General features: G+C 60.4%; 15 protein-coding genes and 1 pseudogene. 14 read left to right on the plus strand and 2 right to left on the minus strand.

From position 1 onward, the window contains the following. A partial coding sequence (locus AOG28_RS14810) for a GntR family transcriptional regulator (RefSeq protein WP_235507049.1) occupies positions 1–329 on the minus strand: 329 nt, incomplete at its 3' end. 386 nt (positions 330–715) lie between these two features. Between AOG28_RS14810 and AOG28_RS14815 the strand changes: the two genes are divergently transcribed. The 14 genes and pseudogenes from AOG28_RS14815 to AOG28_RS18285 all read left to right on the plus strand — a co-directional run bounded on the left by AOG28_RS14815 (position 716) and on the right by AOG28_RS18285 (position 13837). Continuing rightward, complete coding sequence (locus AOG28_RS14815) at positions 716–2140, plus strand: APC family permease (RefSeq protein ID WP_054556949.1); 1425 nt, start codon at positions 716–718, stop codon at positions 2138–2140. A 155-nt stretch (positions 2141–2295) separates the two neighbouring features. Then, positions 2296–3789, plus strand: coding sequence for an NAD-dependent succinate-semialdehyde dehydrogenase (locus AOG28_RS14820; protein WP_054556950.1), 1494 nt, complete (start codon positions 2296–2298; stop codon positions 3787–3789). Between the two features lie 104 nt (positions 3790–3893). Continuing rightward, positions 3894–5165, plus strand: coding sequence for a 4-aminobutyrate--2-oxoglutarate transaminase (gene gabT / locus AOG28_RS14825; protein WP_054557024.1), 1272 nt, complete (start codon positions 3894–3896; stop codon positions 5163–5165). Between the two features lie 353 nt (positions 5166–5518). Further along, positions 5519–5641, plus strand: a complete 123-nt coding sequence (locus AOG28_RS18835) for a hypothetical protein (RefSeq protein ID WP_268750738.1) — start codon at positions 5519–5521, stop codon at positions 5639–5641. Further along, positions 5634–7058: an amino acid permease gene (locus tag AOG28_RS14830; protein WP_054556951.1), complete on the plus strand. Its 1425-nt coding sequence runs from the start codon at positions 5634–5636 to the stop codon at positions 7056–7058. The genes AOG28_RS18835 and AOG28_RS14830 overlap by 8 nt, the downstream gene beginning before the upstream one ends. Beyond that, the gene (gene mmuM, locus AOG28_RS14835) at positions 7048–8067 is read left to right on the plus strand and encodes a homocysteine S-methyltransferase (RefSeq protein WP_054556952.1); all 1020 of its coding nucleotides are present in this window, start codon (positions 7048–7050) and stop codon (positions 8065–8067) included. The genes AOG28_RS14830 and mmuM overlap by 11 nt, the downstream gene beginning before the upstream one ends. Positions 8068–8308: 241 nt before the next feature. Beyond that, entirely contained in the window at positions 8309–8962 is a 654-nt protein-coding gene (locus tag AOG28_RS14840; RefSeq protein WP_054556953.1) for a DsbA family oxidoreductase, read from the plus strand. Between the two features lie 139 nt (positions 8963–9101). Further along, on the plus strand, positions 9102–9533 hold the full coding sequence (locus AOG28_RS18545) for a nucleoside hydrolase (protein WP_200906798.1): 432 nt from the start codon (positions 9102–9104) through the stop codon (positions 9531–9533). Beyond that, positions 9445–10059 carry a nucleoside hydrolase gene (locus tag AOG28_RS18550; RefSeq protein ID WP_200906800.1) on the plus strand — a complete coding sequence of 205 codons (615 nt, stop codon included), beginning with the start codon at positions 9445–9447 and terminating at the stop codon, positions 10057–10059. Before AOG28_RS18545 ends, AOG28_RS18550 begins: the two co-directional genes overlap by 89 nt. Before the next feature lie 118 nt (positions 10060–10177). Then, positions 10178–10354: pseudogene (locus AOG28_RS18940) on the plus strand (NAD(P)-binding protein); the annotation flags it as partial. 100 nt (positions 10355–10454) lie between these two features. Then, positions 10455–11879: a GMC oxidoreductase gene (locus tag AOG28_RS14850; protein ID WP_200906802.1), complete on the plus strand. Its 1425-nt coding sequence runs from the start codon at positions 10455–10457 to the stop codon at positions 11877–11879. A 156-nt stretch (positions 11880–12035) separates the two neighbouring features. Continuing rightward, positions 12036–12263 carry a glutaredoxin family protein gene (locus AOG28_RS14855; protein WP_054556954.1) on the plus strand — a complete coding sequence of 76 codons (228 nt, stop codon included), beginning with the start codon at positions 12036–12038 and terminating at the stop codon, positions 12261–12263. Between the two features lie 492 nt (positions 12264–12755). Then, positions 12756–13313, plus strand: coding sequence for a hypothetical protein (locus AOG28_RS18280; protein WP_152965436.1), 558 nt, complete (start codon positions 12756–12758; stop codon positions 13311–13313). Between the two features lie 35 nt (positions 13314–13348). Further along, positions 13349–13837, plus strand: a complete 489-nt coding sequence (locus AOG28_RS18285; protein ID WP_152965437.1) for a hypothetical protein — start codon at positions 13349–13351, stop codon at positions 13835–13837. 116 nt (positions 13838–13953) lie between these two features. Here AOG28_RS18285 and AOG28_RS14860 read toward each other — a convergent pair whose 3' ends face one another. Further along, positions 13954–14619 (minus strand): GntR family transcriptional regulator, encoded by a 666-nt coding sequence (locus AOG28_RS14860; protein ID WP_054556955.1) that lies wholly within the window; start codon positions 14617–14619, stop codon positions 13954–13956. Between the last annotated feature and the right edge of the window lie 199 nt (positions 14620–14818).

A 14818-nucleotide genomic window follows, 5' to 3' on the forward strand; every position in this document is an offset into this window, starting at 1 on the left:
ATCGCAAGCTGTGTGAGGCGCTGGGGGTGGCGCGCATGCGGGCGACGCGTCCATGTGCCCTGCCCCTGGCCGGTGTGCAGATAGCCCTCCTCGATCAGCGACTTTATCGCCAAGGCCAGCGTATTGCGCGCCACCCCCAGCGCCTCACACAGCTTGCGATGCGGCGGCAGCCGCGCACCCAGCGGCCATTGCTCACGAATCACCTCGAGCAACGCCTGCTCCAGCCGTACCTGCTTGCCCAGGGTCTCGGACTGGCGGCGATAACATTCGATCAGCGGCTCCAGCGCGGCCAGTTCCATCTCGGTCTCCCGTTGTCGTAGTGCTTTCACGCAGCTTCCCGAGGTTGTCCATCCCCCGCCAGCCACTCGCCTGACAGGCGGCGCGCAACGCCCATTCAGCCCTGATTATCCGCAGCCCCTGCTGATTGGTCCAGTCAAACGCAAAATTGGTCTATTCGCCATCGGGCATGGCGCTGGTAGCGTGTGTTTCAGGCGTTGCCTACTGACTGATGCTCACAGCGAAATGATTGCTGAATCGCTCTTGGCTCCCCCTTTACAGGAGCGACCTTTCAGCAAGCATCAGCCAGCGACAGGACTGTCATTACTTCTCGTTCATGCCAGCAAGCTTTGGATTTGAAATTGAGAAGAGCGCACGGGACATCAGCAGGAAACGGCTTCGCTATATAACAAATTCCAAGATCGATTTGAGTATTCCAATGAACAACAGTACTCCCCCTGCAGAACAGCTAGTCAGAGTCCTTGCGCGTGGCGACGTCCTGGCACTTGCCTTCGGCGCCATGGTCGGTTGGGGCTGGATCGTCCTCACCGGCGGCATGATTCAGGATGCCGGCAGCGTCGGCGCCATCATCGCTTTCATCATTGGCGGCATCGCCGTCGTCCTGATCGGTCTGACCTATGCAGAACTGGCAGCAGCCATGCCCAAGGTGGGCGGTGAGCATGTCTACAGCTACCGGGCCATGGGGCATTTCTCTTCCTTTCTGTGCACCTGGACGATCATTCTCGGCTATCTGAGCGTGGTGTCCTTCGAGGCGGTGGCATTGCCCACGGTCATCGAGAACCTCGCGCCCAACTATGCCGTTGGCCACATGTGGACCATCGCCGGTTGGGATGTGAAGGCGACCTGGGTGGCTGTCGGTGTCGGCGGCTCGCTGGCCATGATGGCGATCAACTATGTCGGTATCACCACTGCCGCACTCCTGCAGAAGGTCGTCACAGGCGTGATTCTGATCGCCGGCGTCCTGTTCGTGACCGGCGCCTTGTTCGAAGGTGATGTCGCCAACATGACACCGCTGTTCACCCAGTCCGAAGGCGGCGTGGTGGCAGGCATCATCGCGGTGCTGGTACTGGTCCCTTTCCTGTTCGTCGGCTTCGACGTCATTCCGCAGGCCGCAGAGGAAATCAATCTGCCCTACAACGCCATCGGCAAGGTGCTGATGATGTCCGTGGTACTGGCCGTGGTCTGGTATGCGCTGATCATCCTGGCCACCAGCATGGCGCTGGATCATGACTCCCTGCTGGCAAGTTCACTGAGCGTGCCGGACGCCATGGGCGCCCTGTTCAATTCGCCCTGGGCCAGCAAGCTGATGATCCTTGCAGGTATCGCCGGCATCATCACCAGCTGGAATGCCTTCTACATCGGTGGCTCTCGCGCCATCTATGCCTTGGCACATGCCGGCATGCTGCCTGCCTGGCTGGGCAAGCTGCACCCCAAGCACAAGACGCCCACCAATGCGGTACTGCTGATCGGTCTGCTGTCCTGCATCGCGCCCTTCTTCGGTCGTCCGGCACTGGTGTGGATCGTCGATGCGGGTGGCCTGGGTATCGTCATCGCCTATCTGTTCGTCGCGATCTCGTTCCTGATCCTGCGTATCCGTGAGCCCGACATGCCGCGTCCGTTCCGCGTCCGCCACGGCAAGCTCTGCGGCACACTGGCCACCCTTTTGTCCTTCGGCATGGCCTGCCTGTATCTGCCGGGTAGTCCTTCCGCGCTGACCGGTACCGAATGGCTGATCTTCGGTGCCTGGATGGCTCTGGGTCTGGTGATGTATGTCATCGCCCTGAAGCAATTCGGCCGAGCCTATAGCGACCGTGTCATGGCACCGGCTTTCACGGCGCAGTAAACACGCAATACCTACACCGCTGGGCAGTCTGTTCCGCCTGCCCAGCCATCTCGACTCAGTCATATTCGAGCCGATTCGAGAGCAGCTGACGCCTCTTGCGACATGCTGCTCACTCCATGAATGACCTGCACGCCAGAACGCCAGAGGAGCTTCACATGTCCCGTTCCGCCCTCCCGATCAGCGACTTCCTGAAGCGCTACGTCAATTCGGAAACCAGCAGCGACGTCTTCGTCCCGGCGCTCATCGGTACCGAGCACCGCGAGACCGGCACCACCTTCAACGTGACCAATCCGGCCACCGGCGAGCAGCTGGCGCGTGTCGCCGAGGTCAGCGCCGATGACACCCGTGACGCCGTCGCCGCAGCCGAGATCGCCGGCAACGCCTGGAAGAAGGTGCCGGTGAAGGAGCGTTCCGCACTGCTGCGTCGCTGGTTCGATCTGGTGCTGGCGCACCGTGAAGACCTCGCCCAGCTGATGACGCTGGAACAGGGCAAGCCGATGGCGGAGTCGCGTGGCGAGGTGACCTACGGTGCCTCCTTCATCGAATTCTTCGCCGAAGAAGCCAAGCGCATGGCCGGTGAGACCCTGCCGTCCCATGGCGCCGACAAGCGCCTGATGGTGCTGCGCGAGCCGATCGGCGTGGTGGCCGCGATCACGCCGTGGAACTTCCCGCTGGCGATGATCACCCGCAAGTGCGCCCCGGCGATCGCCGCAGGTTGTGCCGTGGTCATCAAGCCGGCCGAAGCCACCCCGCTGACCGCGCTGGCATTGGCAGACCTGGCGCTGGAAGCCGGCCTGCCGAAGGGGCTGATCAGTGTCGTCACCGCCATGAAGCCGATCGCCATCGGGGAAGTGCTGACCACCGATCCGCGCATCCGCAAGGTGTCCTTCACCGGCTCCACGCCGGTGGGCAAGACGTTGATGGCGCAGTGTGCCTCCACCGTCAAGAAGACCGCGATGGAGCTGGGCGGCAACGCACCCTTCATCGTCTTCGATGATGCCGACCTGGATGCAGCCGTCGATGGCGCCATCGCCTCCAAGTTCCGCAACGCCGGCCAGACCTGCGTGTGCACCAACCGCTTCCTCGTTCAGGACGGTGTCTACGACGCCTTCGTCGCCAAGCTCGCGGCACGTGTCGAGAGCATGCAGGTCGGTGATGGCCTGGTCGAAGGCAACACCATCGGTCCGCTGATCAACGATTCAGCGGTCAACAAGGTGCAGAGCCACGTCGATGATGCCGTCAGCAAGGGCGCGCGCCTGGTCACCGGCGGCAAGAAGCACGCTCTCGGTCACAGCTTCTTCGAGCCGACCGTGCTGGCCGATGTCACTACCGACATGGTCGTCGCGGATGAAGAAACCTTCGGCCCGCTGGCGCCGGTGTTCCGCTTTGGCAAGGACGAGGAAGCCATCGCGATGGCCAACGACACCCCGTTCGGGCTGGCCGCGTATTTCTACGCCAACGATTACCGCCGCATCTGGCACACGCTGGAAGCGCTGGAATACGGCATGGTCGGCGTCAACGAAGGCCTGATCTCCACTGAACTCGCCCCCTTCGGTGGCATCAAGGAATCCGGCCTGGGTCGCGAAGGCTCACACCACGGTCTGGAAGAGTTCACCGAGCTCAAGTACGTCTGCATCGGCGGCCTCTGAGGCACGGCAACTCTCGACAAGATTCCCGCACGCCACGGCGTGCGGGCCCCGAACAGTGACAGGCGTGCACAGTGCAGGCCGATGAAATCCGTACGGAGAACAAGATGAACAACGCTCAACTCGAAACTCTCAAGAAGAAGTACGTTGCACGTGGTGCCGCCACCGCGACCCCGCAGTCAGCCGACACCGCACTGAACGCGGAAATCTGGGACGCGGATGGCACCCGCTGGATCGACTTCGCCGGCGGTATCGGCGTGCTCAACCTGGGTCACCGTCACCCGAAGATCGTCGCTGCCGTCAAGGCACAGCTCGACAAGCTGATGCACACCGCTGCTGGCGTGATGTCCCACCCGCTGTACGTCGAACTGAGCCAGAAGCTGTGTGAACTGACGCCGGTGCGTGGCCCCGAGCGCAAGGCACTGCTGATGAACTCCGGCGCGGAAGCGGTCGAGAACGCCATCAAGATCGCGCGTGCCGCCACTGGCCGCAGCGGCGTCATCACCTTCGACGGCGCCTTCCACGGCCGCACCATGATGACCATGGCCCTCACCGGCAAGGTCGTGCCGTACAAGGGCGATTTCGGCCCGATGCCGGGTGACGTCTACCGCGCACCCTACCCGAACGAGAAGCACGGCATCAGCGAAGAGCAGTCCCTGAATGCCATCCGCACCCTGTTCAAGACCGACATTCCGGCCAGCCGCACCGCTGCCATCATTCTGGAGCCGGTCCAGGGCGAAGGCGGCTTCTACATCGCCTCGCCGAGCTTCCTGACCGCGCTGCGTGAACTGTGTGACGAGCACGGTATCCTGCTGATCGCCGATGAAGTGCAGTCCGGCTTTGCGCGTACCGGCAAGCTGTTCGCGATGGAGCACAGCGGTGTCGAAGCCGACATCATGACCATGGCCAAGAGCCTGGCCAACGGCATGCCGCTGTCTGCGGTGGTCGGTACCGCCGAGGTGATGGACGCCTCTGGCCCGGGCTCACTGGGCGGCACCTACGGCGGTAACGCCCTGTCCTGCGCCGCGGCGCTGGCCGTCATCGACGTCATCCGTGAAGAGAACATCCTGGAGCGCAGCACCCAGATGGGCGAGCTGCTGGCCGCACGCTTCGCCCAGTGGGAAGAGCGCTTCGCGCATGTCGCTCACCCGCGCAACCAGGGCTCCATGGCCGCCTTCGAGCTGGTGGATGCCAATGGCCAGCCGGATGCCGCCGCGACCGCCGCCGTTTGTGCCAAGGCCAAGGAGCTGGGGCTGATCCTGCTGTCCTGTGGCTTCTACTCCAACACCATCCGTATCCTGGTGCCGCTGACCGTCGAGCCGGAAGTGCTCGAGGAAGGTCTCACCATCATCGAGCAGGCGCTGGAAAGCCTCGCCTGATCGCTTGCCTGGCGCAGAACGTCTAGCGCAGGCATGCAGAAAACAGCGGCCACCTTCGGGTGGCCGTTTTGCGTTTTCTGCAACCTGCCATCGCACAACATGACACGAGAAAAGGCGACGCCATCATTGTGAAAAGTCTGGCGATATACGCCACGACCCCGTTTCAGGGCGTGAGATGAATTATCACGCCAAGCCCTGCCGCTGCGGGGTTCTTCAACCACCAATCGCGCACTTCACCGTTAGTTGCCCATCTAAATATATAGCCAATCGGCTTGACGATTCGTTGGGATAGACTTTATCGCTCATTTATCATATCCGGCCTGTTTCCCTCCCACCTCCAGCCGGTTTCTGCCATGCCACATGTGTCCATCCATCCGCACTGCCTGCACGAGCGCGGCCTGCACGAGCAAGCTCTGATCGCCAGCCTGAGCGAGAGTCAGATCATCAGCTCCACGAGTGATACCCGCCATGTCTGACAGCAATGCCACTGACTTCAAACGCAGCATGCAGCAGCGCCATCTGGTGATGTTGTCACTGGGCGGTGTCATCGGCACCGGCCTGTTTCTCAGCTCCGGCTATACCATCCAGCAGGCGGGCCCGGCGGGTGCGGTACTCGCCTATCTGATCGGCGGCCTGGTGGTCTATCTGGTGATGATGTGCCTCGGCGAACTGGCCGTGCATCACCCGGAACCCGGCGCCTTCAGCGCCCACGCCACCCGCTATCTGGGCCCTGCCACCGGCTATACCGTGGCCTGGCTCTACTGGCTGACCTGGGCCGTGGCGCTGGGGTCGGAATTCACCGCCTCCGCCGTGTTCATGGGGCGCTGGTTCCCCGGCGTCGAACCGTGGATCTGGTGCGGCATCTTCTCGCTGATCGTGTTCGGCATGAACATCGTCTCGGCGCGCTTCTTCGCCGAATCCGAATTCTGGCTGTCACTGATCAAGGTCGCCGCAGTGATCGTGTTCATCGCGGTGGGCGCCGCCGCCATGTTCGGCTTCACGCCCCTGGCGGGTAATGTCGAGGCGCCGGGCGTCACGCGCATCCTGCAGGAAGGCGTGTTCGATCACGGCGTGATGCCGATCCTGATGACGCTGCTGGCCGTCAGCTTCGCCTTCTCCGGCACCGAGCTGATCGGCATTGCCGCCGGCGAAAGCGAGAACCCCGAGAAGAACGTGCCCCTGGCGATCCGCGCGACCCTGTGGCGCCTGATCATCTTCTTCATCGGCACCATCATCGTCATCGCCGCCCTGTTGCCGCAGGACAGCGCCGGCCTCAAGGAAAGCCCCTTCGTGGCGGTCTTCCAGCTCACCGGCATTCCCTACGCGGCGGATATCATGAACTTCGTGATCATCACCGCGCTGCTGTCGGCGGCCAATTCCGGCCTCTACGCCGCCTCGCGCATGCTGTGGACCCTGGCGGACCAGAAGACGCTGCCGCGCGTGTTCAGTCGCGTCAATCAGCGTGGCATTCCGGTGCCCGCACTGCTGATCACCATGCTCGGCGGCCTGCTGTCGCTGCTCTCGAGCGTCTATGCCGAGGACACCCTCTATCTGGCGCTGGTGTCGATTTCCGGGCTTGCCGTGGTGCTGGTGTGGATGGCGATCGCCGCCAGCCAGTTCAGCTTCCGCCGCCAGTGGCTGAAGGCCGGCCATAGCGCCAGCGAGCTGACCTACCGTGCGCCGCTGTATCCCTTCGTGCCGATTGCCGCCTTCCTGTTCTGCGCGCTGGCCTGCATCGGCATCGCCTTCGATCCCAACCAGCGCATCGCGCTCTACTTCGGCGTGCCCTTCGTGGCGCTGTGCTATCTGGTGCACTATCTGACCCATCGCTCGTCTGGTGACGCCGCGAAACCTGTAAACCCGACCCCGCAGGAGGCCCTCGATGCCCGCTGATGCCACCCGCAATCCGCTGAGCGCCATCACCGCGCGCCAGCCCTTCATGATCGTCGATGGCGCCCTGGCCACCGAGCTTGAGCGCGCCGGGTTCGATCTCAACGACTCGCTGTGGTCGGCCAAGGTGCTCGCCGATGATCCGCAGGCGATCGTCGATGTCCACCGCGCCTACTTCGAGGCCGGTGCCGATGTCGCCACCACGGCCAGCTATCAGGCAACGCTTGAGGGCCTGATGGCACGCAGCCTGAGCGAGACTCAGGCCAGCGCGCTGATCCAGCGCTCCGTGACCCTGGCGGCGCAGGCCCGCAGCGACTATCTGGCCGCGCATCCGGAGCGCCTGGACTGCCCACCGCTGGTCGCGGCCTCCGTCGGCCCCTATGGCGCCTGGCTCGCCGATGGCAGCGAATACCGTGGCGGCTACGCGCTGGACCGCGCCGGCCTGCGCGACTTCCACCGTGCCCGCCTCGCCACGCTGCTCGATGCCAAGCCGGACATGCTCGCCGTCGAGACACTCCCCTGCGCCGAGGAAGCACTGGCCGTGTGTGATCTGCTGCGCGATGACTTTCCGACGGCGCGTGCCTGGATCGCCTTCAGCGCGCGCAACGCCACCGAATTGAGCGACGGTACGCCGATCCGCGATGCCGTGCGCGCCATCGCCGACTGCGAGCAGGTGGTCGCCATCGGCGTCAACTGCACCGCGCTTGAGCACATCGAATCGCTGGTGCGCGAGATTCGTGGCGAGACGGACAAGGACATCGTCATCTACCCGAACTCCGGCGAGGTCTATGACCCGGTCACCAAGACCTGGTCTGCCGCCTGCGCCGTCTCAGCTGATGCCGAAGGCCAAAGCTCTGAGCACGGTTCTGACCACGGCTATGACCACGACCATGACCTCGCCGGCTGGACACCGCGCTGGCTGGCCGCCGGCGCCACGGCCATCGGTGGCTGCTGCCGCACCGGCCCGGACGACATCCGCGCCCTGGCGGATCTGCGCAAGGCACTGAGTTGATTGAGGTGCTGAGCAGATACGCACGCTGAGCTCCAAGCACTGAACACGAACGCCCTGTCCGGTCATCACACATGATCGGTCAGGGCGTTTTCGGTAGCGTCCCGCGCCCAGAATCTCTAGGATGGCAGGACACAGATGAGCGATTGCTCAAAATCATTTCGACGTACACTTTTCGACATGCTCTCACAGCGCCCTTCACGCTGTAGTGAAGAGCGCATGAGAGATCAGCAGGAGAATCCCGATGTCACAGCTCGATATCCAGGTCGCCTACGACGTGGTCTGCCCCTGGTGCTGGATCGGCAAGCGCCATCTCGATGACGCCATCGCGCAACTCGACTTCAAGGATGAGGTGCGCGTGAACTACCTGCCCTTCCAGCTCAATCCTTGGGTGCCGCGTGAAGGCATGATGCGGGCCGACTACCGCGCGCAGAAGTTCGGCAGTGTCGAGCGCGGCGCGGAACTGGATGCCCAGGTGGCCCAAGCCGGCGCGCAGAGCGGCGTCACCTTCCGTCATGCCCTGATGGAGCGCACGCCCAACTCCACCGATGCCCAGCGCATCGTCTGGCGCCAGCAATCCAGGGGCCTGGCGGAGCGCCCGCTGCTGGAAGCTCTGTTCAGCGCCTACTTCCACGATGGCAAGGACGTGGGTGACCGGCAGGTGCTGGCCGAGATCGCAAGCCAGCACGATAACGACCTGAGCATCGAGCAGGCGCTGGCCTTCCTTGATTCCGACGCGGGCGAACAGGAAGTCGCCGCCCAGCAGGAGGCGCTGCGCAACGCCGGTATCCAGTCGGTGCCCAGCACCATTGTCGGCCAGTACTACGTGCCCGGCGCGCAGCCGGTGGAAGTGCTGGTGCAGATGCTCAATGAGGCGCGTGCCCAGCAGGCGGGTTGATCCGCCCCGCATTCCCCGATTGCCCTGACAGACGACACGCCCTTCGCAAGGATGGCGTGTCGTTTTGCGTTCAGGCATAAAGGAAAAGCTTATAGAGGCAAGCCACGACAACAAGACGACTCACGACAAGGACTGCCGCATGCCGCGCCCCATCATTCTCGATTGCGATCCCGGCCACGACGACGCCATCTCGCTGATTCTGGCCCTCAGCTCAGACGCGCTCGACGTACTGGCCGTCACCACCAGTGCCGGCAATCAGACGCCCGACAAGACGCTCAACAATGCGCTGCGGGTGCTCACCCTGCTGGGCCGCCACGATATCCCGGTCGCGGGCGGTGCGCTCAAGCCCTTGGCGCGCGAGCTGATCATCGCCGACAACGTGCATGGCGAAAGTGGCCTGGATGGCCCTGAACTGCCAGAGCCCGGCTTTGCCCCCGTCACCCAGAGCGCCATCGAGCTGATGGCCGAGAAGGTTCGCGCCTGTGAGCAGAAGGTTACGTTGGTGCCCTCTGGCCCTCTGGCCCTCTGGCCCGCTGACCAACATCGCGCTGTTTCTCTCAGCCTATCCTGAGCTGCACTCGCGCATCGACAGCATCGTGCTGATGGGCGGCGCGGCCGGTGTCGGCAACTGGACGCCCGCCGCCGAGTTCAATATCTTCGTCGACCCCGAAGCCGCCGACATGGTGTTCAAGTCCGGCCTGCCCATCGTGATGTGCGGGCTGGATGTCACCCATCAGGCGCAGATCATGGATGAGGACATCGAGCGCATCCGCGCCATCGACAATCCCGTCGCCCAGTGTGTCGCTGAACTGCTCGACTTCTTCATGATCTACCATCGCGATCCTAAGTGGGGCTTCAACGGCGCGCCGTTGCATGATCCCTGCACCATCGCCTGGCTGCTGGCGCCTGAGCTGTTCACCACGGTGGAGTGCTGGGTCGGCGTCGAGACACAGGGCGAGCACACCCAGGGCATGACGGTGGTGGACCGCTATCAGCTCACCGGCAAGCCGCACAACGCCAGGGTGCTGTTCGAGATCGACCGTCAGGGCTTCGTCGATCTGATCGTCCGGCAGCTGGCGCAGTACTTCCCTCGATAGCCCCCTCGCTAGCCCCCTCGCTAGCCCGCTCACCAGCATCCAGAAGGCAGTCGCCCAGCCAGCGCCGTGCAAGGCGTTCTTTCCTGCTGAGAGCAGCGCTTCCCTGAAGAGAGCCGCCATGTCAGAGACCGATCGCCATGCCAGTGACACCGCGCAACAGGCGCACGTCCATAAGCACGAGCATAGGCACGGCCATAAACACAGCTACGACTACCTTATCGTGGGCTCGGGCTTTGGCGGCTCGGTGTGCGCGCATCGCCTGACAGAGAAAGGCTATCGCGTGGCGGTCATGGAACAGGGCAAACGCTGGACACCGGACAACATGCCGCGCTCCAACTGGCGACTGAGTCGCTGGCTATGGCGGCCGATGCTGGGCCCTGCGCGGCTTCTTCACCATGAGCTTTTTCCGCCATGTCATCGTGCTGCATGGCAACGCGGTGGGCGGCGGCTCCATCACCTATGCGCAGACGCTGCTGGTGCCGCCCGACAGGGTGTGGGACAACGGCCAGTGGGCGGGGCTCAATGACTGGCATGCGGTGATGCCGGCGCACTACGCCACGGCGAAGCAGATGCTCGGCGTGACCACCAATCGGATCATCGCGCCAGCGGATCACCACCTGAAACGCATGGCGGAAGTCGCCGGCTGCGAAGACACCTGGTACCCCACCGAGGTCGGCATCTTCTTCGGCCCCGAGGGAGAAAGCGGCACGCTAGCCGCCGGTAGCGCGCATGCAGACCCCTACTTCGCTGGCGAAGGCCCTGAAAGACACAGCTGCATCGGCTGCGGTGGCTGCATGATGGGCTGCCGACACGGCGCCAAGAACAGCCTCGACAAGAACTATCTGTATCTGGCCGAGAAGCACGGCGCCCAGGTGCACGCCGAGACCAAGGTGATCGATGTCGTGCCGCTCAATGGCAAGGCGGATGGGGCCGATGGCTATGCGGTGACGACGGTGCCCTCCACCTTCGCCGGACTCTATCTCGGGCTGGGCAAGCGCCGCGTCACCTGTCAGTCCATCGTCTTCGCTGGCTCGTCGCTCGGCACTCAGGAGTTGCTGTTTCACCTCAGGGACAAGGGCTCATTGCCGAACATCTCGAACGCGCTGGGCAAGCGGGTGCGCACCAATGCGGAGTCGTTGATCAGCTGTCGCATGCCGGACAGTCACGATGACATGTCCAAGGGCATCGCCATCGGCTCCGGTATTCATATCGATGAGCACACCCATATCGAAGCCACGCGCTATCCGGCGGGCTCCGATTTCATGGGGCTGCTGTTCACCGCGATGGCCAGGGAGCCCGGCTGGACACGGCCCTTCTCGTGGCTCAAGGCCATGGCGAAGGTGGTGGCGGCCAATCCGCGCCGCGCGCTGAAATTCCAGCTACCGTGGGGCTTCGCGAAGGAGACGATCATCTTTCTGTGCATGCAGACGGCGGATGGCCACCTCGACATGCAGCTCAAACGCCTGTGGTACTGGCCGCTGCGCAAGGCGCTGGTCACCGAGGGCAAGCGCATCCCGACCTTCATCCCCGAGGCGAATGATTTCGTCACGCGTGGCGCAGAGGCCATCGGCGCCATCCCCGGCAGCAGCATCCCCGAAATACTCTTCAACATCCCCACCACAGCGCACTGCATGGGCGGCGCGGCCATGGCGGCATCCCCCGAGGACGGCGTCTGCGATGGGCAAAACCGCGTCTTCCATTACCGCAACATGCTGATCTGTGACAGCTCAATGCTCGCCGCCAACCTGGGCGTCAATCCCAGCCTGACCATCACCGCCTTGGCGGAACATGCAATGAGCCATATCCCGCGCAAGGACTGATCTTCACAACGCCCGGTGCGGAAAGTGCTGGTGCAGGAAGTTCTGGTGTAGAGAGTGCTGGTGTAGAGAGAAAGCGACGGCTGGTATCATTGCCCGCCAGCGTCTCAGGCCAGGTGCGTACAACACGCGGGATTGATCAACACGGGAGCAACAGCAATGAAACGAGTGTCACTCTTCACCATGGCAAACTGCCCGCACTGCAAGACAGCCAAGCAGTATCTGGAGCAGCAGAAGATCGGCTTCCGCCTGGTGGACGTCCGATCCCCCGCGGGACAGAAGGAATTCGCCAAGACAGGCTTTCGCAGCGTGCCTGTCCTGAAGATTGGCGATCAGTTCTTGAAGGGGTTCAGCGTCAAAGGATTCAATCAACTGTATAAGGATTGAGCTGGCTCCCTCAGTGGCACTATATCGAATTATCTCCTATACCCCCGTCAATCACACTGCACGGGCGGTAGACACTATCGAGCTATGAGCCTGCCTTTCCCACACAAGGTTGTCATTACTAGGGAAAACTAGAATCTAATGCTCTGATGTACCCTCTTAGTGTGAATATCATCCAAGATTAGTTATTACTGTATTAGATGAGCAGTCGGTAAGCCTCGCCCTTAAACGTCTATATCTGCCACCTCGGACATATACTCAAATCATACCCTCTTGAATGTAGATCTCTTCTTGAGATAATGTGCGCGGTATGTTAATGAAAAATAGTCATGAGCATTGTTACGACTGAAGATAATGGTCGCACCTAACGACTGCTAAAAGAAAAACTGTTTAAATTTCGCTTGATCTAATAATGAAATCATGATAAAAGAAAGCATAATAAGCAAGAAACTCCTAATACTAAAACTAAAGTCAGCAATTGCATGGGATATGGGTATGAAAAATACGGTAATGGCTCTTATATTACCTCTCTTAGCTATCGCTCACTCAGCAGAGTCAGCGAGTTACAACCTGAGAGATCCAAGAGACCATGGTCAGTGGGAATCATTTGAACTCTATCTAGGCTCAGAAAGTTTTTTTCGCGCCCTAAACAGCTCTAACTATAAGGACATGTATTTGGCAATAGATTACTTCCCTGTGGATTGCTCCAATCCAAATATGTCTATACGCATTACTGGTAGTGAAGTGTCCGCCACAACCAAATCGCTTGATCTTTTGAAGACAGAAATCAGGGTTGATCGTAGGGAGAAACAAGTTGGACTATCTAATGTTAACATCGAGAGAGGGGATACGGGGATCTATTTAAATTTAGAAATCCCAAACAAGAGAAGATTAATTCAAGATATGATAAATGGATCAGTAATAAGATTCAAAGTTGCTACAGAAAAAACGCCTACTTATATGGAATTTGGTTTGCGTGGTTCTATGGCAGCGATAAACAGGTCATCGGCATCATGCTATAAGTCCAAGCAATCGCCTGAAGACTACTTCTAACAAAACATTATAACTATACAAGGGGATTCATAAGTATGAAAAAACTATTAACATCTTTAGCAATTACTGCAACACTAGCAGGCTGCACACCTGCTGGCGTTAAAGATTTACCAAGCGAAGATTTTGATAAAAACTTCTTATTCTCCCAGAGCTATGATGAGGTGTGGAGTAACACAGTCGAATGGTTTGCAATGAATAATATACCAATAAACAGCATGGAAAAAGACTCTGGATTAATTTCATCTAATCACGGCCTTTCTCCTAGTTTCAGAGTTATTAATTGTGGGCAGCCTACTGGGAATGTAGGGCTTTATTCGGCTAATTTTGAATCAATACAAAGCAATATAAACATATTAGTACGTCGAGTAGGACCTAACAAAACTCGAGCAACAGTAAATGTATTTGGCAGCTCTGCAATAACAGTAAGAAATGGTTATGGGAATGTGGTAAGTAGTGCCAGCGCAAGATGCGTATCCACTGGTAACCTAGAAGCTAGTTACAGCCAGTTTATAAAGAAAAATTAAACCAAAATCACACCATTAAAACAAAGAGCAAGTACATAAGTCAATGTACTTGCTCTTTTAGTTCACGCCACCAACTAACCATAAATAAAAGATGTAAAAATATCGCAAATTTATATTCACCCAACCTCATGCAATCTCTCAATATTCGCCACTAGATCCGTAAACCTCTCCCCCTGAATATGCACGTGATCCTTCAGCGCCTGTTCGGCAGCAGCGGCGTCGCCGGCTTCAATGGCGGCGACGATGGCTTCGTGCTCGGCATAGGAGCTGTGCATGCGGTGGCGGACGTGAAGTTGCAGGCGGCGATAGGGCTTGAGGATGGCGTGCAGGCGCGTGGCTTCTTCGGTGAGGAAGGCGTTGTGGCTGGCGCGGTAGAGACAATGATGAAAGAGGCCGTTCTCGTAGTAGTAGCCATTGGCGTCGTCGGCTTCCAGGCGTTCTCGGCAGGCGGCGTGGGCGTCCTTGAGTTCCGAAAGCTCCTGCGTGGTGATGCGCCGCGCGGCGAGTCGGCCGCACATGGCTTCCAGTTCCGCCATGACTTCAAAGCGTTCCACCAGCTCCGAGACGCCCAGCTGCGTCACGAAGGTGCCGCGCTTGGGCACCACCTTCACCATTCCGGAGGCCGCCAGCTGCTGCAGCGCCTCGCGGATCGGCGTGCGGGAACATTGATACTCGCGGCCCAGCGCTTCGGGGTCGAGCTTGGTGCCCGGCGGGAAGCGCCCTTCGACGATGGCATCTTCCAGCAGGTCTCGCAGGCGTTGCGCATGAGACATCTTGATCATCATCGTCGTCCTTGTACTGTGGCCTGACGGCGCTTCTCTCGAAAGCGGCCCTTGAATCCCTGTGAGCCTGAGCGCTGGAAAACTGAAGAGCCTGCAAGCTCGAGCGCGACGGCCTCGTCATTGCGATGATGCTTGATGAGCCATCACTGAGTCACCGCGAGCCCGCCCAGCACCACGCCGTTCTCACAGCATTCTGCCC

Source organism: Cobetia sp. UCD-24C (assembly GCF_001306765.1).
In the GTDB taxonomy this organism is placed as follows: domain Bacteria; phylum Pseudomonadota; class Gammaproteobacteria; order Pseudomonadales; family Halomonadaceae; genus Cobetia; species Cobetia amphilecti.

What these genes read in the sequence shown, in the direction of transcription:
- AOG28_RS14815 (WP_054556949.1), top strand. Translation starts at nt 716, where the DNA reads ATGAACAACAGTACTCCCCCTGCAGAACAGCTAGTCAGAGTCCTTGCG.
- AOG28_RS14820 (WP_054556950.1), top strand. Translation starts at nt 2,296, where the DNA reads ATGTCCCGTTCCGCCCTCCCGATCAGCGACTTCCTGAAGCGCTACGTC.
- gabT (WP_054557024.1), top strand. Translation starts at nt 3,894, where the DNA reads ATGAACAACGCTCAACTCGAAACTCTCAAGAAGAAGTACGTTGCACGT.
- AOG28_RS18835 (WP_268750738.1), top strand. Translation starts at nt 5,519, where the DNA reads ATGCCACATGTGTCCATCCATCCGCACTGCCTGCACGAGCGCGGCCTG.
- AOG28_RS14830 (WP_054556951.1), top strand. Translation starts at nt 5,634, where the DNA reads ATGTCTGACAGCAATGCCACTGACTTCAAACGCAGCATGCAGCAGCGC.
- mmuM (WP_054556952.1), top strand. Translation starts at nt 7,048, where the DNA reads ATGCCCGCTGATGCCACCCGCAATCCGCTGAGCGCCATCACCGCGCGC.
- AOG28_RS14840 (WP_054556953.1), top strand. Translation starts at nt 8,309, where the DNA reads ATGTCACAGCTCGATATCCAGGTCGCCTACGACGTGGTCTGCCCCTGG.
- AOG28_RS18545 (WP_200906798.1), top strand. Translation starts at nt 9,102, where the DNA reads ATGCCGCGCCCCATCATTCTCGATTGCGATCCCGGCCACGACGACGCC.
- AOG28_RS14850 (WP_200906802.1), top strand. Translation starts at nt 10,455, where the DNA reads ATGAGCTTTTTCCGCCATGTCATCGTGCTGCATGGCAACGCGGTGGGC.
- AOG28_RS14855 (WP_054556954.1), top strand. Translation starts at nt 12,036, where the DNA reads ATGAAACGAGTGTCACTCTTCACCATGGCAAACTGCCCGCACTGCAAG.
- AOG28_RS18280 (WP_152965436.1), top strand. Translation starts at nt 12,756, where the DNA reads ATGAAAAATACGGTAATGGCTCTTATATTACCTCTCTTAGCTATCGCT.
- AOG28_RS18285 (WP_152965437.1), top strand. Translation starts at nt 13,349, where the DNA reads ATGAAAAAACTATTAACATCTTTAGCAATTACTGCAACACTAGCAGGC.
- AOG28_RS14860 (WP_054556955.1), bottom strand. Translation starts at nt 14,619, where the DNA reads ATGATCAAGATGTCTCATGCGCAACGCCTGCGAGACCTGCTGGAAGAT.